We start from the raw sequence: 17,530 nt of genomic DNA on the forward strand, positions 1-17,530 counted from the left end.
GGGACACGTTCGATGATGTCTTGCTGAGGGGCGCGCACGCCGGCTCAGCGGGCCTGCCAGACGGGGGCGCGCTTCTCGGCGAAGGCGCGCGGGCCCTCCTTGGCGTCGTCCGAGCCCATGACCGCGCGGGCCTCGGACCAGGAGAGGTCCCAGCGCTGCTGCTCCTGTGCGACGGCGCCGTCCGCGATGCCCAGCGCGATGCGCTTGCTGGCCTGGACCGCCAGCGGCGCGTTGGCGGCGATCCGCTGCGCGAGCAGCACGGCCTCTTCCCTCACCCGGTCCTGCGGCACGACGCGGTTGACGAGCCCCAGGTCCTTGGCAGCCGCCGCGTCGAGGGTGTCGCCGGTCAGCAGCAGCTCCATGGCCACCTTCTGCGGCAGCTGCGCCGCCAGCCGGAAGGCGCCGCCGGCCGCCGCGATGATGCCCCGCTTCACCTCGGGGAGCCCGAACCGCGCGGTGTCGGCGGCCACCACCAGGTCGCTGGCGAGCGCGATCTCTGTGCCGCCGCCGAGGGCGAAGCCGTTGACGGCCGCGATGGTCGGCTTCCCGATGTGGTGACTCACGTAGCCGGCGAATCCCCAGGCCTCGCGGCCCTGCGGCATGATGTTCTCGCCGCGCGCCACGGCCTTGAGGTCGGCTCCGGCGCAGAACGCCTTGTCGCCCGCTCCGGTGATGACCACGGCCCGGACGCCCGGGTCCTTGTCGGCCTCGTCCAAAGCCTCGCCGAGCAGCCGGGACAGCTCCTCGTTGACGGCGTTGCGTGCCTCGGGCCGGTTCAGGGTGATGATCCTGACGTGGCCTTCATCCGCCACCAGGACCGGCCTCGCGGCGCGTTCCATCGCCGCTTGGTGCTTGGGTTCCATCGCTTCCAGAACGCCTTCCTCGATCAGCTTCTCGGTCTGCTCCGTGTCGAGTCCCAGGAGTTCACCGGCCAGCTCGCGGGTGTGCTGGCCCGGCAGAGGGGCGGGGCGGACCGGCGGGTCCGCCAGGCCCAGGGAGTGCGCGGGCCTCGCTTCCGTCGGCAGCGGCTCATCCATCGTGGGCTGGCTCAGCCGGGCGAAGTACCGGCGCTCTTCGAGGTGCGGGTCCGTGAGCAGCTCACCGACCCGCAGCATCGCACCGGCCGGCACACCGGCCGCCTGCAACAGGTTCATGGCGCCACGGGGAGCGCGCTGCGTCGTCCAGGCCTCCACGGCCTGCCGGATCCGGTCGCGGTGCGCGAGCCGGCCGGCCGCGTCGGCCAGTGCCGGGTCCGCCGCCAGGTCTTCCCGGCCGATGGCCGCGCAGAGCCGCAGCCATTCGCCGTCGTCCCGTACGGACACCACGCACCACTCGTCGTCGCCCGCGCACGGGAACACGCCGTCGGGTGCGTCGAAGGTGATCTGGCCGGCCGTCATCGAGCCGGGCCGCAGCCACTCGGCGAGCAGCAGGTCCGCCATGGCTTCCAGGATGATCTCCGCCTGCGAGATGCTGACGGTGCCGCCGGTGCCGGTGCGGTGCAGCTTGATCAGCTGGGCCATGACGGAGGCTGCGCCGACCCGGCCGACCACGTGGTCCGGGTAGATCGTGATGCCGTCGCTGTGCCCCTCCCCCGGCGTGTCCGGGTAACGCCAGAGGTCGGTCAGACCGGCGGCCGCCCGGACCAGCGGGCCGTAGCCCATGCGCTTGCTCCAGGGGCCGCTCGCGCCCAGCGCGCTGCTGTCCACCATGACGATGCGGGGGTTGATCTCCCGGAGGGAGTCGTAACCGAGGCCGAGGGATTGGAGGGTGCCCGGCTTGAAGTTGGACAGCACCACGTCCGTGTCCGCCGCCAGTTGCCTGAACAGCGCGATGCCTTCGGGGGAACGCAGGTTGAGGCCGAGGCTGCGCTTGTTGCGGTGGCCCCATGCGGTGGAGGCGGTGAGCACTTCGCCGGTACGCGACTGGCGCCCGCCGTCGGGGAACGCCCGGGCCTCCACCTTGACGACGTCCGCGCCGTGGTCGGCGAGCAGCCGGCCGAGTTCGGCGCCGGCCACGATGACGCCCAGGTCGAGAACCCGCAGACCGGCCAGCGGGTGGACGCGCCCGGGGGCGGCCGGCGTCGCGGCGTCCGGCGTCGGACGCGGTTCGGTGGCGGTGCCCTCCAGCACCTCCGTGTTGTGTTCGCCGAGCTGGGGCGCGCGCCTGCGTCGGCCCACCCGGTGACCGTCGACCTCCAGGAAGCCGTTGGGTACCCGGGCCTCCAGGCCGGGGGCGACCTCGATGTCCTCCAGCGCGCCGCGCTCGAGGTAGTGGTCGGCGCGCAGGACCTCGCCGGCGTCCAGGACAGCCGCGATCGGTACGCCGTACTGCTGTCCCGCGGCGACCAGGTCGTCGCGGTTCCGGTCGCTGAAGAACTCACCGATGTGCGCGTAGACGCGGTCCGCCTCGTTGAAACGGACGTCCAGCCGCTCGTACCGGGGGTCGGCGAACTCCTCGGGCTCGCCGAGCCAGGCACGCATGCCGCGCCACTGCCGCGGACTGAGCACGCAGATCCTGACCAGGCCGTCCGCGCACGGGAAGATCGGGTAGAGATGGCCGGCGGAGGGCCGCCCCCGGGGCAGATCGACGGCGCGCAGCCCGCCCGTCGCGGAGCCGCCGACGCCGAAGCCGGGGTCGAGTACCTGGGTGACCGCCTCGTGCACCGAGAAGTCGATGTGGTCGCCGCGGCCGGTCGTGATGCTGGAGAAGTGGGCGAGGAGGGCGACCCAGGCGGCCTGGAGCGAGGCCGCTTCGGTGGCCAGCGAGCCGGGGGGCGGCAGAGGAGGGCGGCCCGGAAGCCCGGACCGGCACAGGCCGCCGGACAGCGCGGAGTGCACGGCGTCCGAAGCCAGGTGGTCGCGGTAGGGGCCGGTGAGCCCGAAATCGGTGACGGTGAGCAGGACGAGCCCGGGGTTGCGCCGCGACACGGAGGCGTAGTCGAGGCCTTCCCCCTTGCCGCCAGTGGGGCGCTGCGACTCGATCCAGATGTCGGCGCGGTCCAGCAGACGCAGAAGGGCGGCCCGGCCCTCGGTGGTCTCCAGGTCCAGCGTCACGCCGCGCTTGTTCGCGTTGCGCGTGAGGAAGGAGAGGCTCACCCCGTCGTGCAGCGGGCCGCGCCGACGCGCCGACGCGCCCTCCGGCGGCTCCACCAGGATGACGTCTGCTCCGAGATCGGCCAGGAATCGCCCTGCGGTCTCCCCGCGCCCGTCCGTCGTGTCCACGACGGTCATGCCGTCCAGCGGGCCGGTCCCCGCGCCGTCGCGTGATGTCTCTGTCATCCGTGTCTCCAGGCATGCCGGGCGACGCGCCGGTCCGGTCCCGCCGGGCCGAGCGCCGCTGTAAAAGACGTGATGAGGCGTGGTCGCCGCGGGACGTCACCCGCGTGCTGCGCACTCGTGACACGCGGATCAATGTGAACGCCGCGTTACTTCTTCAGGTTGGACTCATGTCGCACCGTCTGTACATGTCCAATTCCGTGACGTGGGCGTGTTCGCTACGGCAATGAGCCCGGCGCGGCCTCCCCGCTCCCCGTGGCGGGCGCGGCTGATGATGTACTGGCCACGTGGACATCCAGCAGGTTCGTTACTTCCTCGCCGTCGCGGAAGAACTCCACTTCGGGCGGGCGGCCGAGCGCTTGCACATCACGCCGTCGCCGCTCAGCCGGCGGATCCGGGAGCTCGAACAGGAGCTGGGCCGTGACCTCTTCGTACGCGAACACCATCACGTCGAGCTGACGCCGTTCGGCGACACGTTCCGGGGCCGGGCGGCCGAAGCGGTACGTGTGTTCGACGCTCTGCGACAGCTGCCCGCCGAGTACCAGGCAATCGCCCGGTGCCGTCTCGGAGCGGCGCCGTTGGCTCCGCCCGTCGTGCTGGACCTGCTCCTGGAGACCTATCGCCAGCTGTCTCCGGACACGCAGCTGCCCCTGGTGCTGGCTCCGTCCGCGGAGTCCCTCGTCATGCTCGGCGCCGACCGGATCGATCTCGCCGTGGTACATCTGCCCCTCGGCACGGACAGCGCGCAGAGCCTGACGCTGGCCTACGGGCCCTACGGTGTCGCGATGCGCCCGGACGACGAACTCGCCGACCGCCCCTCGCTGGAACTCACCGATCTCCACGACCGGAAGGTCCTCGTCACGTCCCCCAAGGTGCACCCGCTGGTCATGGGAGAGACCCGCCAAGCGCTCCTGGAAGCCGGAGTCACCCAGCTCGTGCACCTGCCGCACAACGACACGCTGCAGGTGGCCGCGCATGTGCTGCGGACCAGGGCGCTGGCTCTGACGGTGGCGGCGGACAACTCACCGGGCGCCCAGATCTTCACCGCGCCGCAGTTCAAGGTCGTCCCACTACGGGACGAGTCGCTCACTCTCCGGGTCGGCGTGGCGTGGCGGCCCGGCTCCGAGGACAGGGTGCCGGGGCTGCGGGCCGTGCTGGACGCGCTGCGCGCCCGGTACGACACCCGGCCGATGCGTCTGTGAATCCGTGCGGCGGAGGCCAGCCGCGGAAGGATGATCCGCAGCGGGCCTCCGCCCTGCTCAGGAGATGAGGCCGATCACCGTTCCCACCTCGTACGTCTTCTCGAGCTCACCGAGGACCTCGATGGTGCCCGCGGCCGGTGACTCGATCTCCGTCTCCGTCTTGTCGGTGGCCAGGACGTAGAGCACCTGCCCCTCCGTCACGGTGTCGCCGGTCTCGACCATCCACTCGGTGATCTCGCCCTCGCTCATGGTCACGCCGAGCTGGGGGATGCGCAGTTCGTGACTCACTTGAGCCTCCGGACGGCCGTCTCGATGCGCTGGACGCCGGGGAGATAGGCGTCCTCCAGCGACTTGGCGTACGGCACCGGCGTGTCCGGGGCCGCGATCCTCCTGACGGGGGAGCTGAGCTCGCCGAACAGCTCCTCGTGCACCGTGGCCGCCAGCTCCGCGCCGAACCCGCCCCGCCGCACGGCCTCGTGCACGACGACGGCCCGGCCGGTCCTGGCCACGGAGGTGAGGACGGTCTCGATGTCCAGCGGATACAGCGTGCGCAAGTCGATGACCTCCACGTCGATGCCTTCGGCCGAGAGGTTCGCGGCGGCGGTCATGCTGTCCACGACCTGTCGCCCGTACGTCAGAAGCGTGACGTCCGAGCCCGGCCGCGCGATGCGGGCCTTGCCGAGCGGGACCCGGTAGTCGCCCCGGGGGACGTCGCCCTTGGCGGAGAAGTACAGCCCGGTCATCTCGACGAAGACGCACGGGTCGTCGTCGAAGATCGCGGAGAGGAGCAGCCCCTTCGCGTCCGCCGCGTTGCTCGGCACGATCACCTTCAGGCCGGGGGTGTGGGCCAGCGGCCCCTCCAGCATGTCGGAGTGCTGGGCGCCGAATCCGCCGCCGGTGCCGGTGGCGGTGCGGACGGTCAGCGGGACCGGGGTGCGGCCGCCGGACATGTAGCGCAGTTTCGCGGCGTGGTTGACGAGCTGGTCCGCGCAGACGTGCACGAAGTTCATCAGCATGATCTCGGCCACCGGGCGCATCCCGGAGATGGCGGCGCCGATCGCCGCCCCCATGATGGCCTGCTCGGAGATGGGCGTGTGCCGGACCCGTGAGGCTCCGTACTTGTTGCCCAGACCCTGGTGGATGCCGAAGCCTCCGCCTGACGGCTCCTGGATGTCCTCGCCGAGGGCGAAGACCGAGTCGTCCAGCCCCAGGGCGACGTCGAGGGCTTCGTTGATGGCCTTGACCATGCCGATCTTGCGGGGCGCGGCCGCCTCGGTCTCAGCCGGTTTCGTACGGGTGTCCGTCATCGTGCCGCCACCTCCGGGGCGTAGACGTCGGTGGTGAGTTCCTCGATGCCGGGCAGATCGGCGGCGAGCGCGAACTCGGCCGCGTCGAGTACTTCGGCCGCTGCCTTCTCCTCCACCTCCGCGAGTTGCGCCTCGGTGGCCACGCCGTCCGCGAGCAGTTTCGCCCGGAAGCGGGGCACGGGGTCGGCGGCCATCGCGTCGGAGAGCAGCTGCTTCGGCATGTACTTCTGCTGGTCTCCCATGACATGGCCGTGGAAGCGGAACGTCTCCGCCTCCAGCAGCGTGGGGCCGTCGCCGCGCCGCGCGCGGTCGATCGCCTCGCCGGCTGCCTGCCACGTGGCGACCGGGTCGTTGCCGTTCACCCTGACGCCCGGCATCGAGTAGGCGGCGGCCCGGTCGGCGATGTGTTCCACCGCGGTGCCTTCCGCGAGCGGGGTGTACTCGGCGAAGAGGTTGTTCTGGCACACGAAGATCACCGGCAGCTGCCAGACCGAGGCGAGGTTCATCGACTCGTGGAAGGCCCCGATGTTGGAGGCACCGTCGCCGAAGTTCACCACCGTGACCTGGTCGGTGCCGCGCATGCGGGCCGACAGGCCGAGCCCGGTGGCGATCGGCATTCCGGAGCCGACGACCCCGGTCGTCACCATGAGGCCGTGTTCCGGCGAGGTGACGTGCATCGGGCCGCCCTTGCCCTTGCAGGTGCCGGCCGCCTTGCCGAGATACTCGGCCCACAGCTCCCTCAGGGGGACGCCCTTGGCTATCTGGTCGTGCAGGCCGCGGTAGATGGTGACCACGTAGTCGTCCGCGCGCAGGTGCTGGGCGACCGAGACGGCCGCGAACTCCTGACCGCGCGGCGAGTAGTACATGCCGCCGATCTGCCCGGCGGCCATCAGCGACCGGTACTTCTCGTCGAACAGTTTGATCCGGGTCGCTGTCGTGAACATCTCCAGCTGCACGTCGGCGCTCGGCACGGCGGGCCGGGTACTCATGCGGTCTCCTTCTCGGAGTTCGTGGACTGCCGTGCGCTCAGGGCGGCGTGCTCGCCGGCCCGGCGCCCGGAGAAGACGGCGTCGGCCAGGGAGAGGCCGGAAACGTAACTGTTGCTGCAGATCCCGACGGCCGAGCGCCCGGCCGCGTACAGGCCGGGAATCGCCTCGCCGCCCTCCCGCACCGATGCGCCGGTGTGTTCGTCGACGACGAGTCCGCCCAGCGTGATGAAGGAGATCGGGTAGAAGACGGGCGAGGCGTCGGGCGAGATGTCGACGGCGTAGTAGGGGCCCTTGGCCAGGCTGTGACGGTGTTCGTCGTCCTTGCCGAAGGCGTCGGGCTCCCCCGCCGTGACAGCCGCGTCGTGCTCGGCGGCCGCCTCGACGAGGCCGGAGGCGTCGATCCCGCAGGCACGTGCCAGCTTCGCGAGGCTGTCGGCCTTGCGATGGCCGAACGGGCTGAATATGTAGGCCAGTTGAGGCACGTGGAAGAAGGCCGCCTGGGTGCGCAGCTGGGACCGGGCCAGACGCCAGGTCTCGGCGTCCAGGATCACGAAGCCCCGTCCGCCGTGTTCCTCGATCAGCGGCTTCGTCATGGTCGCGCCGTAGAGCTGTTCGTTGGTGAACCGCCGCCCCTGGGCGTTCACGACGATGCCCTTCATGAAGGCGGCCGGCGGGCAGATGAAGCGCCATCCCGAGATGGAGTCCATCCGGTCGGTGGCGGCGCCCACCTGCGCACCCAGCTTGACCGCGGAACCGGTCTCTCCGCCGGGGCCGAGGGGATTGATGTCGACGTAGCGGGGTGCGTGCCGGCGGATCATCTCCTTGTCGAAGCCGAATCCCCCGGTGGCGAGGACGACGCCGCCCCTGGCTCGCGCCTGGTACGTACGGGAGCGGCGGCGCTGGACCGTGTCGGCGGCCCGGCTCAGGCGGCTGCCCACCGGCTGGTAGTAGATCGTCAGCTTTCCGGCGGCCTTGGCGAGCTTCTCGTGCCAGTGGCCGGGCTCACGGCCGCGCTCCGGCGCGTCGAACTCGACGCCCACGACCTTGCCGTCCTCGGTGATCAGACGGCGTACGTCGGCCAGCGGGCGCACCGTGACGCCCTTCTCCAAGGCTGAGCGGCGCAGGCGCTCGTAGTAGACGGCGCCGGTGAAGTTCTTGGCGTGCGTCCGGTGTCCGCGGGCGGCGGGCCGGGCGACGTCGGCGAACTCGGGGACGAGTTCGTTCCCGGAGTAGTACAGGTAGTGGCGGTTCGTCGGGTACGACGTCTTGTAGTCGCAGAGGCTGCTGTCGAACTCCAGGCCCTGCTTGCGCAGCCAGCCGATCATCCCCGGGCTGCCGTCGGCGAAGGCGCGCAGCGTCTCGTCGGCGACGGCCCCCTGGGTCTCCTTCTTCAGGTACGCGAACATCTGGTCGGGGGTGTCGGCGACGCCGGCCCCCCGCTGCACGTCGGTGCCGCCGCCCGCGTAGACGACGCCGCCGGAGTGTGCGGTGGAGCCGCCTCCGTAGGAGCGCTCCAGGACGAGGACGGAGGCCCCGGCCTCCGCGGCGGCGATCGCCGCGCATGCCCCTGCTCCGCCGAATCCGACCACGATCACGTCGTAGGTCTCGTCCGCCGGTGGGCCGTGATGGTGCTGAACTGCCATCTGGTCGTTCCTTGGTTTCGGTTCGGCGTGTCAACGCCGATGTGTTGATGCCGGAGTGCGGTCCTTGTGGTCCCGGCCGTCACGGGCAGTGCCGTGACCGGCGATGTCTTCCGGGAGGGGCACTAGGCGGCAGGATCGCCGTCCGTGGGCTTCGCGCCCTTCTTCTCGACCGTGACCGCTCCGGTCACGGTGAGCCGGCACGCCAGCCGGGTGTCACGGACGGACCCTCGGCGGCGCTGGGCCAACTGCCGCAGCACGCCCTGCTCTTCGGGGCCCACCGGGTCTGCGGCGGGGTGCCCGTCCAGTACCTCGAGGGCGCAGGCGGTGCAGCGGGCCTGCCCGTAGCAGATGGTGGGCCAGGTGAGCCCCTGCCGGAGAGCCGCCTCGAACACGGACTCCCCGGACCGCACGTCCAGTTCGACGCCGGCGGGCTCGACGCGCACCCGGGCCGTCGCGCTCACGGCCGTGTCAGGTAGGTGTCAATGGCCCGGTGGTTGTTCACGATCATCGCCTCGTACTGCTCGGAGAGGATCAGGTCGTCCAGCCCCTGGGTGCGGATGCCCTTCTGCTGGGCGATGACGTTGCGGTAGTCCTCCTTGAAGATCTGCGGCCACTCCTCGACCGGGACGGGCCCCTCCAGTTCGGGGCGTTCCGGCTCGCCGGCGTCGGCGGTCGGGATCTGTACGGCCCACACCTCGAAGAGGCAGCTCTCGGGGTCGTCGCCGTTGGGGCGCACCCGGTAGATGATCGAGTTGCCGTAGGCGGGGAGGAAGGTGAGGTTGGGGAAGATGTGGCCGTACCCGGTGGTGGCGGTGGGCGGCGGGGGCAGGGCGATGCCGGCGCCCTCGGCGTACGCGTACAGCGCCTCGAAGAACTTGGCGGGGAACTCCTCGGCGGGGATGTCGCGTTCCATGAGGCCCTGCTGGATGAATGCCTCGCGGTCCGTCGTGTACGCGTCGGTGCCGAAGTAGAGCGCGTTGTTGAACTGGATGAAGTAGTCCGCCATGGACATGCCCTTGACGGGCGAGGCGCCGCCTTCGGCGGGTGTCGAGTGGGCGTGCCCGGCCTCGAAGCACTCGAAGGGGCCGCCGATCGCGTCCACGTCGTAGTCCTCGTCGGCGGCGCCCATGCTGAGCGAGGGGTGCGCCTGCATGACGTGGTAGGCCTCCAGGAACGCCTCCTGCGCCATCTTCCAGTTCGCCGGCAGCACGATGTGGCGCCACCACCGGACCTGCATACGGTCGAAGGCGATGGGGTCGAGCGCTTCGGCGATGTCCTTGAGGAACTCGCTGAGCGGCGGGGCGTCGGAGTCCGGGTTGACGAACACCATGCCGCCCCACGTGCCGACCTGGCACTCCCGCAGTCGCAGGAGCTCCGGGTCGAGACAGGCGGGGGTGAAACCCCGCTCGGCGTAGACGTAGGAGTTGGAACCGTCGAGGTTCCACCGCCAGCCGTGGTACGGACAGACGATCTGCCGCCCGTGGAAGGTGCCGGTGCCGTTGCCCAGGGCGGTGGCCCGGTGGCGGCAGGCGTTGAAGTACGCCTTGATCGAGTCGTCCGACTCCCGGACGACGAGGATGGACTGGTCGTTGATGGTGTACTCGGTGAAGTCGCCGGGCCTGGGGATCTCTTCCAGACGACAGGCCATCTGCCAGACGCGGGACCACAGGTGGTCCTTCTCCAGCTGGGCGAACTCGCGGGAGTAGTACCGCTGGGCCGGCACTCGCGCGGGGTGCTCGATGGCGTGCGGGATCGTGGCCGTCGACCGGTTCGGATCAGGGGTGAGTGACACGTCGTCGCCTCCTTTGGCGCAACGTAAGTAAATAGCCGTTCACTTATTTACGAGCACGAAACCCAGGGGGTCAAGGGGTGTACACGAACTGAATTACGTCGGGCGGCGCCGTTCAGGCGTGCCGCGGCCCCAGGGATCCGCTGACGAGCAGCGCCTCGAACTGCCGGATCGCGGCCGCGTGCCGATCCCGGGACACGGTCGCCGCCAGGTGGGTCAGCCCCCAGGTGAGGGAGGTGAGCATGTCGCTCAGCGCCTGCCTGTCGACGTCCTCGGCCAGCTCACCATGGCGCACGGCGTCGTCGATGAGGCGGGTGTACAGCTTCTCCTCAGCGTCCTGCCGGGCGACGAGCGCCTCACCGAATTCCGGATGACGGCCCGCCTCCATCTGGACGGCTTCGTTGAGCCGGGTCGCCGCCGGGTACTCCCGCATGCACGCCAGAGACTCCTCCAGCACGGCCACGAAGCGCTGCTGGAGGGTGCCGGGGATCTGGGTGGCCAGGTCGAGACGGCTCAGAATGCTGTTCATCGTCTCGTCCAGCGTCGCCGCCACGAGCTCCTTCTTGGAGGGGAAATAGCGGTAGATCGCCGCGCCCGTGATGCCCGCCCGGCCGGCGATGTCCTTCATGGTGGCGTTGGCGTAGCCGACCTCGGCCACGTACTCGGCCGCGACGAACATGATGCGCCGTCGCGTCTGCTCCCCGTCCACACCTGCCGGGCGCCCCCGCTTGCCCCCCTGGGTCATGCCGCCCCGCCTTCCCGCTCCTGGTTCGCCGGCCTGGTGTCGTCCGACAGCAGCCGCAGCACCCGCGCCGTCGCGGTGACGTCCTTCACGTCCACGTCCGCGAGCAGCCGCCGCAGCCGCTCGACCAGCTCTTCCTCCAGCTGGTCGACCAGTCGCTCGCCCTGGGAGGTGAGCCGGACCCGCTGGACCCGCTGGTCGCCGGCGTCCCGGGTCCGCTCGACCAGCCCCTGCGCCTGGAGCTGCGTCACCTGACGGGTGACGTGCGGCGCATGAACGAGCAGGCGTTCGGCGATGACGCCGATGCTCATGGGCTCGTCCGCCCGGCGCAGCACGCGCATGAGCGAGACCCCCGCCCGCTCCACCTTCACGTCCAGCGTCGCCACGAACGTCGCGTGCACCTGCGAACGCGTCATGGCGTAGGCGAACGTCATCATCGCCTGCTGGAGCTCATGGAGTGCGGAATCTTCCTGGTCGGACACTCCCCCATCCTCCCTCACCGACCCCCGTGTCGGGTACCGGCCCTCGGCGATATATCCTTACCTAACTTAAGTAATGTCTACGCCCTGGTTACCGCCGGGTGTGAAAGGAGTGCTCGTGTCCGAGCAACCCGACAGCAATCCGGGTCTCCTGCGTACCCTGACCGGCGGACTCTGGTTCCCGATCTTCTTCTTCTTCGGGTTCCTGCTCTGCTACCTGCTTCCGTTCCACAACCCCACGCCGCACGACGTCAAGATCGCGGTCTCCACACCGGCGGCCGCCGCACAGGTGCGCACCGCCCTGTCCGCCGAGGCCCCTGGTGCCTTCGAGATCCTGACGGCGACGGACGCCGCCGACGCCGAGCAGAAGGTGCTCGACAGGGACGCGGTCGCCTCCTACGCGGCCGGCGCCGACGGCAAGGCCACGCTGTACGTCGCGAAGGCGAACGGCACCATGCTGGAATCGGCCGTCCAGCAGACCTTCGAGAAGGTGGCCGGAGCGTCGGGCGCCGAACTCACGACGACCGACGTCGCACCGGTCGCGTCCGGGGACTCCACGGGAACGTCGCTGTTCTACCTCACGATGACGTGGACCATCGTGCCGTACGTGTCCGTCATGATGATGCTCCGCGTGGTGACCCTCGGCCGCCGGGCGAAGCTGCTGACGTTCGCCGGCGTGGGCGCGTTCATCACAGTCGTTGGCTATCTGGTCGGCCTCGCGGTGGATGTCATCCCCAACGAACCGCTCGCCCTGCTCTACGCCTTCGCGGTCACCCAACTGGTCGCCTGGGTCACGTACGGGCTGGTGCCTTACGTGAAGCAGTTCATCCCGGGTGTGGCCATGGGCCTGTTCGTCCTGCTCAACATCCCGTCGAGCGGTGGGGCCATGCCCTACCAGATGGTGCCCGGGTTCTTCCGCGTGCTGCACCCCGTGATGCCGCTCGGCAACCTGGTGGACGCCCTGCACGGAGTCTTCTACTTCGACAACAAGGGCCTGCTCCGCCCCACTCTGGTGCTCGCCGCCTGGCTGGTGGCAGGAGCCTCGCTGGTCGCCGCGGGAGTGCTGCGCGAACGGCGGATGAAGAGCCGCGCGGCGGCCGCGGAAGGAGACGACACCGTGGTGGAGGCGGTCGTGGAGGACCCCTCCATAGAGGCGCCCATGCCGCACGCGATCCGTCCCGGTCACCGTTCGGCTCTCGGGGAGTCCCCCATGGTGTACGGAACGGTGACCGAGGAGTCCGGCGCGACCGTCGCGGGCGCGCGGGTCACCGTGATCGACGCCCAGGGCCGCCAGCTGGCCCATGCCCGCACCGACGAGAACGGTGTGTACGGGCTCACCGGCATGCCGGAGCAGTTCCTGGTCATGATCCTCTCGGCGCCGGGACGCCTGCCCGCCACGGCGCACGTCCTGCCCCAGGAAGGGCGGCAGCAGCGGAAGGACTTCATCATGCCCGGTCGGAGCGTTGTGGCCGGCTGAGGGCGGCCTCCCCAGGTCCGCGGTCCAGGTCGGCGGCGCAGGCCCCTGGACCGCGGCGGGCCCATGATGAACTAATGGCCGCACCATGCAGCTGAACGGACAACATTTCGACGACGCCTCGGTCCCCTTGGTCCTGGACGAGGACGGGTATCCGCGGAACCCCCTCGCCCTGCTCGATCTGGGCGACCCCGACGTCCTCGAACGGCTGCCGGGCGCCCCGCGCGACGGCGGCCGGATCATGGTGGGGGTGGCCCGGGGGCCGTTGCCGGCCACGGCCGTCCCCCTGCTCGCCATGCTCGACTGCACGCTGGTGGAGGGCCCGCCGCCAGGGGACGCCGATCCCCGGACGTACGTCCCCGTCGCCGACGCCCGCATGTCGGCCGAGCGGCTGGGGCGGTCCGTACGGGGCGCCCCGCTCGCCGCTCTGACCCTGGCCGGGCTGCTGCGGGCAACGGAACAGCTGCCCGTCTCCGAGGGTCTGGGCGCGGAGTCCGCCGCGTATTCGACGCTGCTCGCCGGTCCCGAGTTCGCCGTCTGGCGGGCCGGGCGGCCCCGACGGCCCGGTTCTTCCTCCGCCGATCCCGTCCTCGTCCACCGCGACGGCGGGCTGCTGCGCGTCGAACTCAACCGGCCCGGACGGCGCAACGCGTTCAGTGCCGCACTGCGCGACGGCCTGGTGGAAGCGCTGGAGATCGCCCGGCTGGACGACACGGTCACCGGTGTGGAGCTCAGCGGGCGCGGCCCTGCCTTCTGCAGCGGTGGGGACCTCGACGAGTTCGGAACCACGCCCGACCCGGCGACCGCGCACGTCCTGCGCCTTCGGCAGAGCGCGGGCGCAGCCGTCGACCGCTGCCGCGAACGGGTCCATGCGCGTCTGCACGGCGCCTGTGTCGGGGCCGGGATCGAAGTGCCCGCTTTCGCCGGACGGATCACCGCCCACCCGGACACGTTCTTCCAGCTGCCCGAACTCTCCATGGGGCTGATACCCGGAGCGGGCGGCACCGTCAGCATCACCCACCGGATCGGCCGCTGGCGTACGGCGTTCATGGCACTGACCGGCGAACGCCTCGACGCCGGAACGGCCCAGGACTGGGGACTGGTGGACCACCTTGCCGTCCACGGCTGAGAGCCCGCTCGCCGGCTGGGCGGCCTGTGGCGGGATGGCACTGAGCGGCCGGGCCGACGGGCCGCCCCTCGCCTCGCCGGGCGATCCGGCCGGTGCCGTACGCCGGGCGCTCGCCGCGTTCGCGGGGGACACCGGGACGGACCCCGCGCGACTGCCGGGGCACCGGCTGCTCGGTGAGCGTGCGGCCTCGGCCGGGTTCGCCCGGCGCGCGCCCCGGTCCGTCGGCGGGGCCTTCCGCATCCTGTCCTGTACGGACGGCCCGATGGGCATCTCCCTCGCCCGCCCGACGGACCTCGAACTCGTCCCCGCGCTGATCGAGGACGGCGACGGCGGTGACCCGTGGGCAGCGGTGGCCGACTGGGCCGCCGGCCAGGTCGCGGCGGACGCCGTGGGGCGGGCCCAGCTCCTCGGGATCCCCGCCTGCTCGGTCCCTGCCACCCCCGGCGAGGCCGAGGACGAGCAGGCCGTTCACCGCGCCCGCCAGGCGATCGTGAAGGGCGCCCCTCGTCGCACGCCCGGACTGCCTCCCCTCGTGGTCGATCTCAGCGCACTGTGGGCCGGCCCCCTGTGCGCCCACCTTCTGGGCCTCACCGGCGCACGGGTCGTCAAGGTGGAGAGCCCCGAGAGGCCCGACGGCGCACGCTCGGGTCCTCCGGCCTTCTACGACCTGCTGCACGCCGGCCACGCCTCGGTCTGCCTGGACCTCACCTCGGCCCCGGGCCGGGACGCTCTGCGCCGCCTGGTGGAACGGGCCGACGTGGTGCTGGAGTCCTCCCGCCCGCGCGCCCTGCGCCGTATGGGGGTGCTCGCGGAGGAGGCCGTCGACCGCGGCACGGTGTGGACCAGCATCACCGCGTACGGCCGTTCCGGCCCGTGGGCCGAGCGTGTGGGCTTCGGCGACGACGTCGCGGCAGCCGCCGGGCTGGTGGTCCAGGACCCGGCGACCGGCGAACCACTGCCCTGCGGGGACGCCCTGGCCGATCCCCTCACCGGCGTGGCCGCGGCGGCGGCCACCGCCGCGGCCCTGCGCGAGGGGCACGGCCGGCTCATCGACCTCGCCATGCGGGACGTCGCCGTCGCGGCGGCCACCGCGCCCGGACCCGAGCCCCACGCGGTCCGTCGGTGCCCGGACGGCACCTGGCAGGCCGAGACCGAGCACGCCCGTTTCCCCGTCCGGGCACCGCACTCCCGCTCCCCGCACGGCCCGGCACGCGCCCTGGGCGCGGACAACGCCGCGTTCACGGGAGACGGCGCGTGACCGTCACAGGGATGCTGCTCGCGCGCGTAGAGGTCGACGGGGCGCTGTGCGACGTACGCATCCGCGGAACGCATGTCGCAGAGGTGGGCGTCCGGCTACGGCCCCAGGCGGGCGAGGAGGTCCATGACGCCCGGGGCGGTGCGCTGTTGCCCGGACTGCACGACCACCACATCCACCTGCTCGCGCTGGCCGCCCGCGCCGGCTCGGTGGACTGCGGCCCACCTTCCGTCACTTCCCTGGACTCGCTGGCCGCCGCCCTGCGCTCGGCCGGCCGGGACCTCCCTCCGGGCGGCTGGCTGCGCGGCACGGGTTATGCCGAGTCGGTGGCCGGCCTCCCTGACCGGCACCTGCTGGACCGGCTCGTCCCGGAGCGCCCGGTCAGGATCCAGCACCGCGGCGGAGCCCTGTGGATCCTCAACTCCCGGGCGCTGCACGCGGTCGCGCCCGCACTGGACGACTCCTCCGACGTGGAGCGTGACGCCGCCGGGGCGCCCACCGGACGCCTGTGGCGGTACGACGCCAGGCTGCGCCCCGCCCTGCCGACGGCGCCGCCCGACCTCGGGCCGGTGGGCGCCAGGCTCGCCTCCTACGGCATCACCGGGGTCACCGACGCGACGCCCGATCTCGACACGGGCGCGCTGAAGCTGCTGTACGACGCGAGCGCTTCAGGCGCAATCCCCCAGTCCCTCCACCTCATGGGGGCCGACTGCGGTGATGCCCCGCACAAGATTCATCTGCGGGACCACGACCTGCCCGCCCTGGAGGCGCTCACGGTGCGCATCGCGGCCGCCCACGCGGCCGGCCGGCCGGTGGCGGTGCACTGCGTGACCCGCGAGTCCTTGATCCTGACGCTGGTGGCGCTCCAGGAGGCCGGCCCGCACCCCGGGGACCGCGTCGAGCACGCCGCCGTGGTGCCGCCGGAAGTGTGCCCGATGCTGGCCGAATGCGGCGTCAGGGTCGTCACCCAGCCCACACTCCTCACCACCAGGGGCGACGACTACGTCCGCGACGTCGACCCCGAGGACCGCGCCCATCTCTATCCGTACGCCTCGCTGCTCGCGCACGGCATCCCGGTGGCCGCGTCCAGCGACGCCCCGTACGGCGACCCGGACCCGTGGGCCTCCATCGCAGCCGCGAGCACCCGCCGCACACCATCGGGCCGCGTCGTCTCGCCCGCCGAGCGGGTCCCCGCACGCGTCGCCCTGGAGGGGTTCCTGTCACCCCCGGACGAGCCCGGAGGCCGGGTACGGCGCGTCACACCGGGCGTCCGGGCCGACCTGTGCCTGCTGTACGTGCCTCTCACGGAGGCGCTGGCCCGGCCGACGGCCGGGCACGTCGCCCTGGTCCTGCGGAACGGCCGGGTGGTCCACCCCCGCTGACTCGGGCCGCCGGCGGTTCGGACGGCCTGGAAGTGGCCGGATTATTCTGTCCGGAACACGGCGAAGGGACGACATGAACAAGGACGCGGGCGACACCGTGCGCCGGGAGCGGAGCCCGCGCGGGCAGGGTGAGCAGCTGCGCCGGGAGATTCTGAACGCGGTCGCCCGGCTGCTGGACGAATGGGGCGGCGCCGAGAAGCTGACGATGCGCGCGGTGGCCCGTGAGGCAGGCGTTGCAGCCCCCAGCATCTACCTTCACTTTTCGGACAAGGCCGACCTCGTATGGGCCGCCCTGGAAGACAAGTACACCGATCTCGCCGCTCGGATGCGGGCCGCGGACGCCCGTGCCGCCGACGCGGGTCGCCCCGCGAAGGAGCGACTGGCGGAGCAGGCGTACGCGTACTGCCGGTTCGCCCGGGAGCTCCCGGGCCATTACCGCCTCATGTACGAGACACGCCAGCCGGAGGTGACCGCGGCCCGGCTGCACCTGCATCCTTCCCGCCACATCAGCCAGACGCTGCGGGAGGGCTTCGCACAGTGCCGGGCGGCGGGCCACGCAGTACACCTCCCTGACGAACAGGCGGCCCAGACGCTGTGGGCCGGGCTGCACGGCTCGATCGCTCTGCACCACGCGCTGAAGGCGGAGCAAGGGGACGGGTCCCTGACCGAGGAGCTGGCGTCCGGGCTCGTCGACTCGCTGGTGCCGACGGCGGAATCGGATGTCGCGCAGCCGCCCGCGGCCGACACGGAAGCCGCACGGAAGATCCGTTCCCTCCTCACGGGCGACACTTCCTCCACCTGACCTCCTCCTTCCCGTAACTCACCGTCTGACCAGGCATGTTGCGCCTGAGTCAGGGAACGGCA

15 protein-coding genes are annotated in these 17,530 nt (G+C 71.5%); 6 read left to right on the forward strand and 9 right to left on the reverse strand.

Annotated elements, in window-relative coordinates:
- Nucleotides 1-44: 44 nt before the first annotated feature.
- Nucleotides 45-3,278 carry a crotonase/enoyl-CoA hydratase family protein gene (locus ACIP63_RS21725; RefSeq protein WP_401517918.1) on the reverse strand — a complete coding sequence of 1,078 codons (3,234 nt, stop codon included), beginning with the start codon at nucleotides 3,276-3,278 and terminating at the stop codon, nucleotides 45-47.
- Between the two features lie 284 nt (nucleotides 3,279-3,562).
- Between ACIP63_RS21725 and ACIP63_RS21730 the strand changes: the two genes are divergently transcribed.
- Nucleotides 3,563-4,477 carry a LysR family transcriptional regulator gene (locus ACIP63_RS21730; RefSeq protein ID WP_401517920.1) on the forward strand — a complete coding sequence of 305 codons (915 nt, stop codon included), beginning with the start codon at nucleotides 3,563-3,565 and terminating at the stop codon, nucleotides 4,475-4,477.
- A gap of 57 nt (nucleotides 4,478-4,534) precedes the next feature.
- Here ACIP63_RS21730 and ACIP63_RS21735 read toward each other — a convergent pair whose 3' ends face one another.
- The 8 genes from ACIP63_RS21735 to ACIP63_RS21770 all read right to left on the reverse strand — a co-directional run bounded on the left by ACIP63_RS21735 (nucleotide 4,535) and on the right by ACIP63_RS21770 (nucleotide 11,429).
- The gene (locus ACIP63_RS21735) at nucleotides 4,535-4,765 is read right to left on the reverse strand and encodes a biotin/lipoyl-containing protein (protein ID WP_401517923.1); all 231 of its coding nucleotides are present in this window, start codon (nucleotides 4,763-4,765) and stop codon (nucleotides 4,535-4,537) included.
- Nucleotides 4,762-5,784 carry an alpha-ketoacid dehydrogenase subunit beta gene (locus ACIP63_RS21740; RefSeq protein WP_401517925.1) on the reverse strand — a complete coding sequence of 341 codons (1,023 nt, stop codon included), beginning with the start codon at nucleotides 5,782-5,784 and terminating at the stop codon, nucleotides 4,762-4,764. Before ACIP63_RS21740 ends, ACIP63_RS21735 begins: the two co-directional genes overlap by 4 nt.
- Entirely contained in the window at nucleotides 5,781-6,773 is a 993-nt protein-coding gene (locus tag ACIP63_RS21745) for a thiamine pyrophosphate-dependent dehydrogenase E1 component subunit alpha (RefSeq protein ID WP_401517927.1), read from the reverse strand. Before ACIP63_RS21745 ends, ACIP63_RS21740 begins: the two co-directional genes overlap by 4 nt.
- Nucleotides 6,770-8,416: an FAD-binding protein gene (locus tag ACIP63_RS21750; RefSeq protein WP_401517930.1), complete on the reverse strand. Its 1,647-nt coding sequence runs from the start codon at nucleotides 8,414-8,416 to the stop codon at nucleotides 6,770-6,772. Before ACIP63_RS21750 ends, ACIP63_RS21745 begins: the two co-directional genes overlap by 4 nt.
- A gap of 122 nt (nucleotides 8,417-8,538) precedes the next feature.
- Nucleotides 8,539-8,877 (reverse strand): 2Fe-2S iron-sulfur cluster-binding protein, encoded by a 339-nt coding sequence (locus ACIP63_RS21755; protein ID WP_401517931.1) that lies wholly within the window; start codon nucleotides 8,875-8,877, stop codon nucleotides 8,539-8,541.
- Nucleotides 8,874-10,208, reverse strand: a complete 1,335-nt coding sequence (locus ACIP63_RS21760; RefSeq protein ID WP_401517932.1) for an SRPBCC family protein — start codon at nucleotides 10,206-10,208, stop codon at nucleotides 8,874-8,876. Before ACIP63_RS21760 ends, ACIP63_RS21755 begins: the two co-directional genes overlap by 4 nt.
- Nucleotides 10,209-10,320: 112 nt before the next feature.
- Complete coding sequence (locus ACIP63_RS21765) at nucleotides 10,321-10,950, reverse strand: TetR/AcrR family transcriptional regulator (RefSeq protein ID WP_401517935.1); 630 nt, start codon at nucleotides 10,948-10,950, stop codon at nucleotides 10,321-10,323.
- Nucleotides 10,947-11,429 carry a MarR family winged helix-turn-helix transcriptional regulator gene (locus tag ACIP63_RS21770; RefSeq protein ID WP_401517938.1) on the reverse strand — a complete coding sequence of 161 codons (483 nt, stop codon included), beginning with the start codon at nucleotides 11,427-11,429 and terminating at the stop codon, nucleotides 10,947-10,949. Before ACIP63_RS21770 ends, ACIP63_RS21765 begins: the two co-directional genes overlap by 4 nt.
- Before the next feature lie 115 nt (nucleotides 11,430-11,544).
- Here ACIP63_RS21770 and ACIP63_RS21775 point away from each other — a divergent pair, with 115 nt between their 5' ends.
- The 5 genes from ACIP63_RS21775 to ACIP63_RS21795 all read left to right on the forward strand — a co-directional run bounded on the left by ACIP63_RS21775 (nucleotide 11,545) and on the right by ACIP63_RS21795 (nucleotide 17,468).
- Nucleotides 11,545-12,903: a carboxypeptidase regulatory-like domain-containing protein gene (locus ACIP63_RS21775; protein ID WP_401517941.1), complete on the forward strand. Its 1,359-nt coding sequence runs from the start codon at nucleotides 11,545-11,547 to the stop codon at nucleotides 12,901-12,903.
- Between the two features lie 85 nt (nucleotides 12,904-12,988).
- A complete protein-coding gene (locus ACIP63_RS21780; protein ID WP_401517943.1) occupies nucleotides 12,989-14,029 on the forward strand; it encodes an enoyl-CoA hydratase/isomerase family protein in 1,041 nt (346 codons plus the stop codon).
- Nucleotides 14,013-15,287: a CoA transferase gene (locus ACIP63_RS21785; RefSeq protein ID WP_401517945.1), complete on the forward strand. Its 1,275-nt coding sequence runs from the start codon at nucleotides 14,013-14,015 to the stop codon at nucleotides 15,285-15,287. The genes ACIP63_RS21780 and ACIP63_RS21785 overlap by 17 nt, the downstream gene beginning before the upstream one ends.
- Entirely contained in the window at nucleotides 15,284-16,666 is a 1,383-nt protein-coding gene (locus ACIP63_RS21790; RefSeq protein ID WP_401517947.1) for an amidohydrolase family protein, read from the forward strand. Before ACIP63_RS21785 ends, ACIP63_RS21790 begins: the two co-directional genes overlap by 4 nt.
- A gap of 73 nt (nucleotides 16,667-16,739) precedes the next feature.
- Entirely contained in the window at nucleotides 16,740-17,468 is a 729-nt protein-coding gene (locus tag ACIP63_RS21795; RefSeq protein WP_401517950.1) for a TetR/AcrR family transcriptional regulator, read from the forward strand.
- Nucleotides 17,469-17,530: the final 62 nt, after the last annotated feature.

Source organism: Streptomyces sp. NPDC088746, assembly GCF_044751065.1.
Classification (GTDB): domain Bacteria; phylum Actinomycetota; class Actinomycetes; order Streptomycetales; family Streptomycetaceae; genus Streptomyces.

Bases quoted from the DNA above. Each gene is read 5' to 3' on its own strand.
- ACIP63_RS21725 (WP_401517918.1), bottom strand. From the start codon at position 3,278: ATGACAGAGACATCACGCGACGGCGCGGGGACCGGCCCGCTGGACGGC.
- ACIP63_RS21740 (WP_401517925.1), bottom strand. From the start codon at position 5,784: ATGACGGACACCCGTACGAAACCGGCTGAGACCGAGGCGGCCGCGCCC.
- ACIP63_RS21745 (WP_401517927.1), bottom strand. From the start codon at position 6,773: ATGAGTACCCGGCCCGCCGTGCCGAGCGCCGACGTGCAGCTGGAGATG.
- ACIP63_RS21750 (WP_401517930.1), bottom strand. From the start codon at position 8,416: ATGGCAGTTCAGCACCATCACGGCCCACCGGCGGACGAGACCTACGAC.
- ACIP63_RS21765 (WP_401517935.1), bottom strand. From the start codon at position 10,950: ATGACCCAGGGGGGCAAGCGGGGGCGCCCGGCAGGTGTGGACGGGGAG.
- ACIP63_RS21780 (WP_401517943.1), top strand. From the start codon at position 12,989: ATGCAGCTGAACGGACAACATTTCGACGACGCCTCGGTCCCCTTGGTC.
- ACIP63_RS21795 (WP_401517950.1), top strand. From the start codon at position 16,740: ATGAACAAGGACGCGGGCGACACCGTGCGCCGGGAGCGGAGCCCGCGC.